General features: G+C 55.2%; 10 protein-coding genes. 8 read left to right on the forward strand and 2 right to left on the reverse strand.

Annotated elements, in window-relative coordinates; translation table 11 throughout:
* Window positions 1-49: 49 nt before the first annotated feature.
* A complete protein-coding gene (locus SH421x_RS20750; protein ID WP_488851929.1) occupies window positions 50-1,024 on the reverse strand; it encodes a cytochrome-c peroxidase in 975 nt (324 codons plus the stop codon).
* Between the two features lie 84 nt (window positions 1,025-1,108).
* Here SH421x_RS20750 and SH421x_RS20755 point away from each other — a divergent pair, with 84 nt between their 5' ends.
* Window positions 1,109-2,686 (forward strand): amidase family protein, encoded by a 1,578-nt coding sequence (locus SH421x_RS20755; RefSeq protein ID WP_488851930.1) that lies wholly within the window; start codon window positions 1,109-1,111, stop codon window positions 2,684-2,686.
* A 66-nt stretch (window positions 2,687-2,752) separates the two neighbouring features.
* On the opposite strand, the gene SH421x_RS20760 is transcribed toward SH421x_RS20755, so the two are convergent.
* On the reverse strand, window positions 2,753-3,790 hold the full coding sequence (locus SH421x_RS20760) for a DUF1573 domain-containing protein (RefSeq protein WP_488851931.1): 1,038 nt from the start codon (window positions 3,788-3,790) through the stop codon (window positions 2,753-2,755).
* Between the two features lie 368 nt (window positions 3,791-4,158).
* On the opposite strand from SH421x_RS20760, the gene SH421x_RS20765 reads away from it, so the two are divergent.
* From SH421x_RS20765 to SH421x_RS20795, 7 genes are all read left to right on the forward strand, one after another.
* On the forward strand, window positions 4,159-6,354 hold the full coding sequence (locus SH421x_RS20765) for a thioredoxin-like domain-containing protein (RefSeq protein ID WP_488851932.1): 2,196 nt from the start codon (window positions 4,159-4,161) through the stop codon (window positions 6,352-6,354).
* 233 nt (window positions 6,355-6,587) lie between these two features.
* Window positions 6,588-8,033 (forward strand): signal recognition particle protein, encoded by a 1,446-nt coding sequence (gene ffh, locus SH421x_RS20770; protein WP_488851933.1) that lies wholly within the window; start codon window positions 6,588-6,590, stop codon window positions 8,031-8,033.
* 138 nt (window positions 8,034-8,171) lie between these two features.
* Window positions 8,172-8,537 (forward strand): 30S ribosomal protein S16, encoded by a 366-nt coding sequence (gene rpsP / locus SH421x_RS20775; protein ID WP_488851934.1) that lies wholly within the window; start codon window positions 8,172-8,174, stop codon window positions 8,535-8,537.
* Between the two features lie 6 nt (window positions 8,538-8,543).
* Entirely contained in the window at window positions 8,544-9,251 is a 708-nt protein-coding gene (gene trmD, locus SH421x_RS20780) for a tRNA (guanosine(37)-N1)-methyltransferase TrmD (protein WP_488851935.1), read from the forward strand.
* A 22-nt stretch (window positions 9,252-9,273) separates the two neighbouring features.
* Window positions 9,274-9,624 (forward strand): 50S ribosomal protein L19, encoded by a 351-nt coding sequence (rplS, locus tag SH421x_RS20785; RefSeq protein WP_002654935.1) that lies wholly within the window; start codon window positions 9,274-9,276, stop codon window positions 9,622-9,624.
* A 165-nt stretch (window positions 9,625-9,789) separates the two neighbouring features.
* Complete coding sequence (locus SH421x_RS20790; protein WP_488851936.1) at window positions 9,790-10,203, forward strand: YraN family protein; 414 nt, start codon at window positions 9,790-9,792, stop codon at window positions 10,201-10,203.
* 205 nt (window positions 10,204-10,408) lie between these two features.
* Window positions 10,409-13,393, forward strand: coding sequence for a hypothetical protein (locus tag SH421x_RS20795; RefSeq protein WP_488851937.1), 2,985 nt, complete (start codon window positions 10,409-10,411; stop codon window positions 13,391-13,393).
* Window positions 13,394-13,493: the final 100 nt, after the last annotated feature.

Here is a 13,493-nt window from a genome sequence, read left to right on the forward strand (position 1 = left end):
TTACCTGGGATTCCGGGAAAGCTTCATGCACCGGTGACAATATCTCGTTTTACGGCGAGTTTAGCGGCAATTCTATCCCAGAAGCGGATTCTCCAGCGGGGTAGGCTCGGCTGCGCAGACCTGCTCGCAAGAAATAGAGCAGATCCGCTTTCTCCTGCTTGCTCAACTTGAGCCGTCGCATCCGGACATCCAGTCCGGGGCGTGGATTGCCGCCGCGATCATAATATTCCACCACATCCTCTAGGGTGGCTAAACTTCCATCGTGCATGTACGGTGCAGTTCGCTCTAGGTCACGCAACATTGGGGTACGAACTTTCTGCGGGCCAGCGCCGATCCCTGTATCGTGGAATTGATGGTCGGTCAGCACCTTGGCGATATGGCAGTCGCCGCAATTGGCGCGGGAGAAAAAAACACTCGATCCACGCGACATTTGGTCATCCATTGCGGTCGCCCGCCCATTCCGAAAGAGGTCATACGGCGTTTCGGCCGCTAGCAAAGTCCGTTCAAAAGTAGCGATTGCCTGGGCGATTCGTTGAGCGGTGATAGGCCCAGCAAAAGCTGCTTGAAACTGCTTTACATAGGTAGGGTCCGCCGCGAGCCGTTTTTCTAACTCACCGAGATCCATGTCCATCTCGACCCGATTTTGAATCGGCTCCAGCGCCTGATCTTCCAACGTTTTCGCGCGGCCATCCCAGAACAACGCGTGCTGCAAGCCGGCATTGATGATCGACGGTGGATTACGTTCTCCCTGGCGACCTGCGACTCCTTGCGCCACCGGAGTTGCGGTGGACCAGCCATGCGCGGGATCATGACACGAAGCGCAGCGGATCGTCCCGTCGCGGGATAACCGCCGATCAAAGAACAAACGTCGACCGAGCGCCACCTTCTCAGGCGTGATCGGATTATCTGACGGAACTCGCACCCAATCGAGCCCCAGCGGCACCTCGGAAAGAAAATCATCAGCCGCTGCGACGCCGATCGGCGCGATCAAAAGCGAGAATAAGATGAGAGCACGATGGATCATAGGCAGGACGCAAGAGGAAGGCTTTGTCTATCATACAACAAACCGACGTTTCTGAACGCGATCTTTTTTTGAGTCTTTGCGCCAATGGATGCACCGATTAAACCCTCGCTACTTTGGCAGCAAAGTGCGACTCAAATCGCCGCAGCGGTTGCCGCAGGAGAAACCTCGGTCACCGAAGTTGTCGATCAACACGCTCAACGGATTGAAGAGGTCAATCCGCAGATCAACGCGATTGTCTATTCACTGCTGGATTCAGCGCGGAAAACGGCTCATACGCTCGATGCCGCAGGAATTCCTCGCGAGCCAGCCTTGCTGCATGGCGTGCCGATCACCATCAAAGAATGCTTTTGGGTCCAAGGAGCGCCGGCGACGATTGGATTGACGCATCTGCGATCGATCTCGCAGCAAGATGGCCTGCATGTTCAACGAATGCGCAGCGCTGGCGCGATTCCGCTCGGCGTGACCAATGTGCCGCAGTTGATGATCCTGCACGAGACCGACAACCCTGTTTATGGACGCACCAACAATCCCTGGAACCTAGAGCATGGAGTCGGCGGCTCAAGCGGGGGCGAAGCGGCGATCATCGCCTCCGGCGGTTCCCCCTTAGGGCTGGGAAGCGATCTAGGCGGCAGCATTCGCTTGCCGGCCCATTTCTGTGGCATCCACGGCATTAAACCGACCAACCGCCGACTAGCGCGGGCAGGCGCCATATCCAACTTGCGCGGGATGCAAGGAGTCGAATATCAACCCGGTCCGCTTGCGCGACATGTCGAGGACCTAGAACTGGCGCTGCGTGTCCTCTCGTCACCTCACCATGGCTGGCGCCACAGCGATGCAGGCGGTCCTCCATTGGGTTGCAGCAGCTTGGTCGATTTCACCCAATTGCGGATAGGCTACTGGGAGGACGATAGGTACTTTGCCGCGGCGCCGGCGATCCGTCGCGTCGTCCGCGAGTCGGTCATCGCTCTACGTGAATGCGGGGCAAAACTGATCGAACTCGCTCCACCCGATGTGCCAACAGCGCTGCGACATTACTTTGCGATGGTGAGCGCCGATGGAGGTGACGATTTTCGCCAACTGATGAACGGTAGCGAAAGAGACCCCGAAGTTGCCCGAGTTGTGCGATTAGCGCAGACTCCCCGCTGGATTCGGCCGCTCATGGCTACGATGCTGCGATGGCGAGGAGAAAAGAAGCTGGCGGAACTGTTTGTCGCAGCCGGGCCACGTTCCGCGAAATCGCTCTGGAGAGAGACGGCGGCTTCACTCGATTTTGTGACTTCGATTCAACAAAGATGGGATGACGCCAATTTAGACGCAGTCATCACGCCACCGCATGCTTTGCCGGCGTTTCTACACGGCATGGCAGTCGAATTACTACCATCGGCCAGCTATTCGCTGCTGTTCAACCTGCTGGGAGTTCCCTGCGGCGTAGTTGCCTGCTCACGAGTGGGCGAGAACGAACTTTCGGATCGTATGGATCTTGCCGACCCGGTTCAGCGCAGCGCTCAACGCGCTGAACTGGCAAGCAGCGGGCTGCCTGTCGGACTACAAGTCGCCGCGCGCCCCTGGCGCGAGGACCAAGTGCTCGCAATTATGTCCAAACTCGAATCTTATTTTCGCGGTCGCAATGATTACCCGGACGTCTCTCGATTGTCGATCTGATCTGAACCAACAAAAAAAGGCGTCCTGCACAGGACGCCTTGGTGAGCTTTTTGTCGCAAATGAGCATTAATCGGCTGCCGTCACCGAGGAATCTTTGCTGGCTGATTCATTGACGGCGGCGTCTTTGACATTAACCGTCGCGATTGTTTCGCCAGATGCTCCTCCAGCAATGTCCGTCTTGATAACAATCTTTTGCGTTTGATTACCTGACTTGCCGGCAGCGGTGTAGGTGAGCGGGATGAAGTGCAGCAACTTCGCTTCGTCCGATGGTTGCGCAAATTGAAATGACTTGTCGTCGCACTGGATCGAAGTGATTTTGAACGGCTTTTTGGCTCGCACGATCAGCTTCTTCTCGACTGTTGCTCCCAGCGAAACTTCACCTAGCGCCAATGCAGCAGGGCTAACGGTCACGGCCGGAGCCACCTTGCCTTCGACTGGCAATGTGATGTTGGGATTGCGGCCGTCATTGGTGACCAAAGTCAGATGATCTTGAATGTAGCCGACTGGAGCGTCGTCTTTTAGCTTCACCGTCAAATCGTAGGCGATTCGGCCAGCGCCTCGCATCGGCTCTGACATTTCAACCGACAAGTGCGGATTGTCACTGCGGACGTCCAGGATTTGCCAATTGCTGCCGCCTGCATAGGCAACATTGACCTTAGCCGAGGAGGGCTCCCCTTGATCGACCGAACCGAGCTTGACGGCGCCAGGCTGAAAGACAACGTCTCCCCGAATGTGGCCGCGTACGTTGAGTTGAACTTCGGCGTAGTACGGCTTGTCAATCGTGACCGTAACCGTGGCGCTTTTTTCGCCGAGAAAGCTGTCTGTATTAAACTTGCAAACAATGGCGCCCTTTTCCCAGGTCTTCAAGCTATCACTCTTGATCGACGGAGTGGTGCAACCACAACTGGAGCGAACAGAAGAAACGTGGACGTTTTCTTCATAGATGTTTTGCAGATCGAACTCGTAAATTGCGTCGGCGCCCCGGGCCACCGTACCGAAGTCGTGCGACGTTACGTTGAACATCTTCCGCGCCCAATCTTGCGCAGAAGCGACGCTAGCAAGCATCAAACAAAATGCCAACGACAGAATTGCTGATCGAGACACGAGCTTTGCTCCTAAGCAAATTTTCGAGGCGGGAGACCGATTCTTCCCAGTTGGAAAACGGGCTAAACCGGCAAATCGACCGTTTCTATTGGAACATAACGGAGCACGGCCGAAAAACAATCGGCTGCACTTAGGAATAATCGGAAGAACCGCTACAATTTTCCACCCAAACCAATCACATTCGTAGAAGCTGCGCGATTCAGGTATTTGTTACGCAATTCACTGCATCGAATGAAACGCAATACTTACCATAACCGCACCATCTTTCCGATTTTCACTAGGTCGGCGCCAGCAATTCGCTAAGATGAAAAAAAACTCCACTACCATCCCACCGATTTAATCCCCCCTTTCGCACGAATTCGAGGTGCATGATGCGAACGAATCGATATCTCTCCATCTGTTTGATAGCGGTGACGCTCCTTTACTCCAGCGGATGTGGCCCCAGTCGGCCCGCGATTGTCGCCGCCGCAGAAGAGGGGCGCAAGGCCGCCGAGCAAGCAGATTCCGAGACGGCCGATAAAGCACCCCCTGCAGATGAAGAAGCCGCGGCGGAGATCCCCGTCCCATTCCCGCGGCGCATTCCGGCGCCAGAATTTCCGACCGACATGGAATGGATGAACACTTCAGGCCCTGTCCGCCTGCGCGACCTACGCGGTAAGTTTGTGCTGCTCGACTTTTGGACCTATTGCTGCATCAACTGCATTCACATTTTGCCAGAGCTGAAAAAGCTGGAGCACCAATACCCCAACGAACTGGTGGTGATCGGCGTTCACTCAGCAAAGTTTGAAAACGAAGGGGATGCCAAAAATATCGCCGAAGCGATCCTCCGCTACGAAATCGAACATCCGGTCGTCAACGACAACCAACATCGCATCTGGAACTCGTTCTTTGTGCGGAGCTGGCCGACGATGTATCTGCTCGATCCTGAAGGGAACATTGTCTACGGCAAGAGCGGCGAATTTGAAGCCAAAGAGATCGCCGCCGTTTTGGATCGCGCGATTCCGTACTATGAACAGCAAGAAACGCTCGATCGGACGCCGATTCGCTTTGAACTGCTCGCTTACAGCCAAGAGCCGACGCCGCTTCGTTTTCCCGGCAAAGTTCTCGCCGACGAAAAATCACAACGCTTGTTTATTGCCGATAGCAATCACAACCGGATCGTCATCTCCGATCTCGATGGAAAACTGATCGAAACAATCGGCAACGGAGCGATCGGCACGACCGATGGCGATTTTGCGACCGCTAGTTTCCACCACCTTCAAGGAATGGCCCTGGATGGTGACACTCTGTACGTCGCGGACACCGAAAACCACCTACTCCGCAAGATCGATCTGAAGACGAAGCAAGTGACCACCATTGCCGGAATCGGCGAACAAGGTCGCAACTCGTGGCCCGGGATCCCGGATAGCGGCTTGCTGCGAACGCAAGTTCCGGATCGTTACGTGGGCAAACCACTAGAAACTGCGCTGAACAGCCCCTGGGCCCTCTGGGTCAAAGGGGATGACCTCTACATCGCAATGGCCGGCCCGCATCAAATTTGGAAGATGAAGCTCGATGGCTCGGAGATTGGCCCTTACGCCGGCAACGGTCGCGAAGATATCGTCGACGGCCCGCTTCTGCCGCCAGTTCCGTATGAACAAGGCTTTTCTTCGTTTGCACAACCATCCGGACTGACCTCGGACGGGACCTGGTTGTATGTCGCCGATAGCGAAGGAAGCTCGATTCGCGCAGTTCCGTTCGACCCCCAGGGGAAAGTTCGCACCGTGACCGGCTCGGCTCACTTGGCGTCAGGGCGACTGTTCGACTTTGGCGACAAAGATGGCTCGGCGACCGAGGCTCGACTGCAGCACGCCCTGGGGGTCTGCTATGTCGATGGCCAAATCTATATCGCTGACACCTACAACAGCAAAATTCGGGTCGCTGACGCCAAAACAGGCGAAGTCCGCACGGTCGCCGGCACGGGCGAGCATGGACACGATGACTCGGCGCCTACCTTTGACGAACCGGCCGGGCTAAGTTACGCCGCTGGCAAGCTGTATGTCGCTGACACCAACAATCACCTAATTCGGACGATTGACCTAAAAACCAAGCAGGTCAAAACGCTAACGATTGCCGGCCTGACTCCTCCGACACCTCCCAAGGTGAAGCAGGCGCCCAATTTCTCTTCCGCCAAAGAAGTCGAGTTACCGCCGGCCAAAGTGACTGCAGCTAGCGGTCAGGTAAATTTGAATGTTGATATTCAGCTCCCTCCTGGCTGGAAAATCAATACGCTGGCGCCGACTAGCTACTACCTAGAAGGGGAATCGAACGGTCCGACACAAATTGCTGCCGAGGTCGAATTGGTTACACTGGCTGAGCCCAAATCAAAGTTTTCGATCCCGGTTCCTGTGGCCGGTGAAGGGAAATCGATCGTAAAACTATCGCTGCGATATTACTACTGCGAAGAGGGGGTCGACGGACTTTGCAAAACTGCAGAAGTCCGCTGGACCATTCCGCTAGAAGTCGTCGCCTCGGGGGGCGAGCCTGGCGTGACACTGGCCACCAAGCCAGAGCTTGGGCTGTAACTTACTGCCGGGTAATTACTTACACCGCTAATCGTCAAAGAGCCAGCAACTGGGCCGCTCCGCCTAGCGACTGGCTCTTTTTTGCATCAGCAGCGCCCAAATTCATTTAGGGGACCAATTTACAAACTGGGCGCAGCTTTGCTAAGATACGCGTTTCGTCTCAATCCGCCCTCGTATTCTGGGGAGCGGAAGAGTCGCTGGTAAGTCTGCTACTTGGACCCTGGTCGTATTTGATGTTCGCTTCGCTTCAAGACAATCTCCGATCTGCGCTAAAGACATTGCGCGGCAAGGGAAAGCTGACCGAAGCGAATATGCGCGACGGCCTGCGGATGGTCGAAGAGGCGATGATCGAGGCGGACGTCGCCTATCCGGTTGTCAAAGACTTCATGGCACGCGTCTCGGAAGAGGCGATGGGCCAAAATGTTCTAAAATCGCTCAATCCTGATCAACAGCTGGTGGGCGTCGTCCATGAGCAGTTGATCCAGCTGCTGGGTCCGGTGGATCCCTCGCTGCATCTTGAGAAAGACGTCACCGTCCTCATGATGTGCGGCTTGCAGGGCGCCGGCAAAACGACTACCTGCGGCAAGCTGGCTCGCTTGATCGGCGCCGAAGGCAAAAAAGCCTTGCTGGTTGCGGCCGACTTGCAGCGCCCAGCGGCCGTACAACAGCTACATGTTGTCGGCGAGAGCGTCGGCGCCAAAGTCTATAGCGAAGAAAACGCGACCGACCCGATCGCGGTCTGCCAAAACGCGGTCAAATATGCCCGCGAAAATGGCATCAACGTCGTCATTCTCGATACGGCCGGCCGGTTGGCGATCGACGAAGAGTTGATGGAGCAGCTGAAAACGATCGATCGCAAGATTGCTCCAGATCAATGCTTCCTGGTGGTCGACGGCATGACCGGCCAAGACGCGGTTAACAGCGCCAAGGCGTTTAATGACGCGTTAGAGCTGGACGGCGTGATCATGACCAAACTAGACGGCGACGCTCGCGGCGGCGCCCTCTTGTCAGTCAAGCATGTCACCGGCGTGCCGATCAAGTTTATCGGCATTAGCGAACACATGGACGGCCTAGAGCCGTTTTACGCCGACCGCATGGCGGGGCGCATCCTCGGGATGGGCGATGTCCTCTCGATGGTCGAAATGGCGCAGCGTGAGTTTGATCAAGACGAGGCGATCAAAGCCCAGAAGGCGCTTGAAGCAGGCAACTTTACGCTTGACGACTTCAAACGCCAGATCGAACAAATCTCGCGGCCCGGCCTGATGAAAAAGATGATCGGCATGATGCCGGGCATGGGCGACCTGGCCGGGATGCTGCAGAACTCAGATCACGAAAAAGAGATGCGTCGGCTGCGCGGGATCATCGATTCGATGACGAGCCAGGAACGACGCACTCCCAAAGTCATCACCCCGGCTCGTCGGCAACGAATCGCTGCCGGAGCGGGAACAACGCCGCAAAAGGTAAACGAACTGCTCAAGCAGTTCGACACAATGTCGTCGATGATGAAGGGTGCATCACCGTCTGAGTTAATCAGCAAGATGCAGCGCGGCGACTTGGTCGATCCGACCGGTAAGATGAAAAAGAACAAAGTTGGTACGGGCAAACGCCTTAGCACCAAAGAGCGACTTGCGCAAAAAAAAGTGCGCGACAAGGCGCTCCGCAAACGCAAAAAAAGCTAGAAGTCATGTTCAAAACACTGTTTTGAATCCACACAGTTGAATCAATTCGAAATTGCACAGGAGTAATCGTTCGTGGCAGTACGAATTCGCATGAAGCGGATGGGTCGAACCCACCGCCCGTTTTACCGGATCTGCGCCATGGATTCTCGTTCGCCGCGTGACGGTAAAGCGATCGAGTATCTAGGGACCTATGATCCGTTCGTGCCAGAAAAAGACGCTCGCGTCTCTTTGAAGCGCGAACGCGTTGACTATTGGTTGGGTGTTGGAGCCCAGGCTTCGCCCAAGGTTGCTGTCTTGCTTCGCAAGTACGGCACCGGCGGCTCGCACTTGGACGCCCAAAGCTCGGCTCTCGAAAAGATGCAGGTGACGAGCAAGTTCGTCCCGCAGAAGGTCGAGATCAAGGAAAAAGCTCCAGAAGCTCCGGCTGCTGAAGAAGCCCCGGCTGAAGGTGAAGCCGCCGAAGCTCCTGCCGAAGAAACAGCCAAGGCAGAAGGCGGCGAGTAATTCGCCATGCGTTTTGATGTCCTGACTTTGTTTCCTGAGATCTTCTCCAGCTATCTGGGGCAAAGCCTTCTCGCGAAGGCGATTACAGGCAACTTGGTCGAGGTCCAGTCGCATGATATTCGCAATTGGGCCAATGATAAGCATAACCGCGTTGACGACCGTCCTTTTGGTGGCGGCGCGGGGATGGTGATTCGAGCTGAGCCCGTCGTCGAATGCGTCGAAGCGGTTCAGCAAGCAGGAAGCCAACCCGGTCGCTTGATCATGCTGAGCCCGCAAGGGAAACGGCTTGATCAGCCACTGGTGGAAGAGTTAAGCCTAGAACCGCGTCTGCTGCTGTTGTGCGGACGTTACGAAGGGTTTGACCAACGTGTGAGCGATCTCCTACAGCCCGAGGAGATTTCGATCGGCGACTACGTCCTCAACGGGGGCGAAGTTGCGGCGATGGTGATCATCGACGCGGTGATCCGGCTCATCCCAGGCGTACTGGGAGACGAGACGAGCAGCGTCGACGATAGTTTTAGCTCGGGCAACCGGCTGTTAGAGTTCCCGCATTACACGCGACCACGCGTCTATCGCGGGCTCGCAGCGCCTGATGTCCTGCTAAGCGGCGACCACGCCCAGATCGCCGCGTGGAGAAAACAACAGAGTATAGAACGAACAACGCGGCGGCGAGCCGATTTACTCGATCGCCAAGCCGAGTCAGAAGACGAATAATCGCTGGAAAAGGAAAGTTACCATGAGCCAAGATTTGATGAACAAGGTCGAAGCGGCCTACAAAAAGCCGGAAGTCGACCAGTTCGAGATTGGTGATACCGTAGAGGTTCACACCAAGATTCTCGAAGGCAACAAAGAACGCATCCAGGTCTACTCCGGTACGGTCATCGCCCGTAGCGGCAGCGGCACCCGTGAGATGTTCACCGTCCGTCGCATCGTCGGCGGCGAAGGTGTCGAAAAGAAGTTCCCGCTGCATAGCCCGAAGGTCGACAAGGTCGTCTCGACCCGCAAGTCGGTCGTTCGCCGTGCGAAACTGTACTACCTGCGCGATCGCGTCGGCAAGGCGACCCGCCTGACCGAACGCCGCGTGTAGTTGCGGGGCTCTCTCCAGCGATTTCGATTCAAAACCGCTCGGCTGTATCGGCCGAGCGGTTTTTGCATGCGCTGATTTCAGCTCTTTTATGCGTGATTTAACCTGCATCTCGCATTAAAATCTGATGTTCAATCGAAACATCACGTTGGATGCTTGAGTCGCCCTATGCTTTTCCGCTGGATCACCCAATGGCGTAAGCCAATATCCCTCGGCGCTCGTGGTGAAGCGGCTGCGGCCCAGTTTCTTCGCCGGCTGGGTTATGTGATTATCGCTCGCAGCGATCGCTCAAAACTGGGCGAGATCGATCTAATCGCGGTCGACGGCCGCACGTTGGTCTTTGTCGAAGTGAAGACCCGCACAACCAGCGACACCGCTCATCCCAGCGAAGCTGTCGACGCCAACAAACAGGCGAAGCTAACGCGATTGGCGATCAGCTATCTGCGACGACACAATCTGCTGGAATGCAAAGCGCGCTTCGATGTGATCGCAATCACCTGGCCTGAGAGTGCCCAACGGCCGACCATCGAACACTTCATCAACGCATTCGAACCGGCTGGCGAGTATCAGATGTTCTCCTAACTGCTATAAACCGAGTCACTAGACAGGGCACTTCGGGCTATTCAATCTCCCCCGCCGTAGGTGGATTCTCCACTCGGCTGTGGCTATCATCTTGGTTAACCGCCGAACATTGATTTCTCGCGGATCATAGCAGGCCAGTACTAGGCTCGCTGTCGTTACACAGAGTTTGGGCCGTCAAAAAGGCAACCGAGATTCAGGGATCCCCATGACTGATCTAATTCACCGCCTGCGATTGCTTGTTTGCTTGCTCTGTGTAACTGCATTCGCCGGCTTCGCCACAGCTTGGGAAATCGAGAAATTCGATCTGCCGCAATCACGTTGGCCAGGCTTTCAAGACGTGGTGATCGACGAAACCGGTGCTCCCTGGGTTTTGGCCAACCAGCTTGTCCACTACTTCGATGGCGAGAAGTTTGTCGCATTAGAAAAATCGCAACTCAACTCGGGTCTCGATCTGACCAGACTTTACGGAGACCCCCAACGAGGAGCTTATCTTACGCAAAAAGGCGAGAAAGATCACGAAGGAAAAATCTATCGCTTAAATGCCGGTAGGTATGAGCGGATCACGACCTTTTATTACGACTCCGCGCACAATCGTCCCGGCCTCTATGTTTCAAAGAATGGGCGACTTTTCAATTGGGGACAAACCTTTTTGGCGGTGTTTAACGGCGCCAATTGGAGTCGCGTCGAAGGGCATTTCGGGGAGTATTTCGATTTGTATCCCCCTGTGATCTGCGATTTTGGCGCTGAGGTCTATTTTTATTCCCCCCATGACAATCGCATCTACGGTTGCAACGCAGCCAACGAAATCAGCATTACAGACGGTCCTGCCGTGGTCATGGAGCAAATAGAAGCACGAAAGCGCAAAAGTAATTTCCCTCTGCTGATCGCCGCATCGGTGTGGAACAGCAATCGAATCCTCGTGTTGCTGCAACACCCGACTCAGATCTTGGCGTTTGACGTTCGCACTAAAGAGTTGATCGAAGTAGAACTGAAGGCGGAGGAGAAGAAGCTGACCTTTGAAGACGCCTTTGAAACCAACAGTGGATCGGTCTGGCTGACGACGCTGGTGCATACCAAAAACGGTCACACCATTATCGAGCTTACGCCCGAAGGCAAGTTAATCGAAATCCCGGCTCTCCAAAGCAACGGCTGGGCGAACGCGCAGCGTATGGAGTATCCCGACTCGGTTCTCGAAACGGATGAAGGCGTTATGGTGTTCGGATTGCATGAACCTGGGCTCGTTATTTACCGCGATGGCAAGCAGGAACATCTCAATTGGAAAAATGGTTTTTATGACGGCGCCGTGTGTATCCAGCAAGGACTGAAAGGCGAGCTTTGGCTTCCGTACGACCGCTCGGGACGTGGGATAGCCCGACTATCGCTCGGCGCTGGCCCTCCCCCCACGACAAAAATGGCCCAGGAGTGGGCTGAATACAACCTCGTGACCGGCAGCCAGATCTGGAAACTCAGCGACGACACAGTTGCGCTGTTTGACATCGCCCATCCCAATCAACTTTGCCGTATTACTGCTGGCAAGGTTACATTTCAGCAAATACCGGTCGAAGTATCCCGGATTAAACGTTCGATCGTTGACGATCGGGGGCATCTATTCGTCCAAGTATTTCCAGGAAATGTCTTCGAGATCAGCCAAGCTGGCGTCGACGAATTTGAATCGATGGAAGAAGCCTTGGCGTCGGCCGTCAAGGGTGGCGCGAAGCGTTTTCGGGGTTCCGCGGACATCGGTGGCATTGTTCTCACTGACGACAAACGGCTCTGGTATCTCCTCCACAATTCCAACACGGTCAACATGCTGGCGGATGACGTCTGGAGCACCTTCCAATTTCGCGACGACGTCGATCACTTGTTCGAGTCCGCCGAGTATGGAGCAATCATCTGTACCCAAGGCGGCAAACTATATCGCTACAACACAGGGCAAATGGAGGAGCTTAACCAGCCGCTCAATTCACGCCGAGAACTGATGCTAGGCCCTCGACAATTGCAGCCATTCGACAAACAAATGGCGTTGAACCAGCTGAATCAATATTACCCCGTGCTGCGAGATCCTGCGGGCGCGCGGCTGTACTTCGATATCGCCGAGTTCGAGCAAGCTGTACAAGCACCAGCGTCATCCGCAACAAAATTGACTGGCTTCGAGCTTCCTAAATTATTTCAACATGTCGTGCCGTCTCGTTCGTACGGCGCTTGGCTGATGATCTCGCAAGGAGGCGGGGCGCCATACCGAATCTTCAACAATCAACTGACTAGGCTGAAGCTTACCGGAACGCCGCTCTCCAGTTATTCCATCAGCGACATTGTGGAGACGGCGAACGGCGATACATGGTTCGTCAGTGGGTTCGGGGGCGATACGAAAGCCTTCCAACTTTTGAAGTCGCAAATGAAGATCCAGCTCGATCCGATCGCAGAGACATGTGGTCGAGAACTTGAGGTTTCTGGCGAGGTAAAACCTGACTGGCTCGCTCCTGACGTCAAGCTGTTCACGACGATCAACGGCCAACTACAACCGGCCACAATTTCGTCCGCTGGAAACATCCTCTTCCGTTTTCCCAGCAGCGGCGAGTATCGCTGCTCCATCGGCGGAATTCGCCTTGGGGCCACGACGCCTGAGCCTGCGGAGTTTACCGTGAAAGCAACGGTACTTTTGCCGGAAACCACTTGGAAGGACTCGTCGATGGAAGCTACTGTCACTTCCCTCCGCTGGAGTCCTCCCGTGATCGCTTCTCCTTCAGAGCAAGACCACCGCGTCCAACTTGCTTGGCGCGTTGCTGGAGAGCCATGGCGACTATTCGACAAGGACGCAACGATCTCATTGATCGATCGCATGCCGGGAGATTACAACCTTGAATTTCGCGCCACAGAAGACCAGTACTGGCACGATCCGTCGCCGATCACCGTCAAAGTGCACTACGCCCCTAATTATGAATCGATCGTGCATGACTTGGCTCAACAGATGATTTCTTCCGATTATAAAGCGAGAGCACTCGCCGTCGAACAGCTGCAGAAACTCGGTGCAAGCGCGCTTCCGCAACTGAAGCTAGAGATCGAAGCGGCGGAAAAAGCGACTCGAATGCTGCCAAGTTTGCAATCCGTTCATCAGCGTATCGAGCAGGCCGAGCAACGCCGCAATAGAAATGCCCCGGTCGGCAATCCTTTGAGGCAACCCTCTCGCTAACTTTGGTTAGTTGTCACCCTTTGGGTCGGCGGCCCGTTGTGCGTTAAACAACCCCATGATTCCGCGGCCCATGCCGAAGGTTTCGCACAGTCTATTCCGG

The sequence above is a fragment of the Blastopirellula sp. SH421 genome (assembly GCF_057808535.1).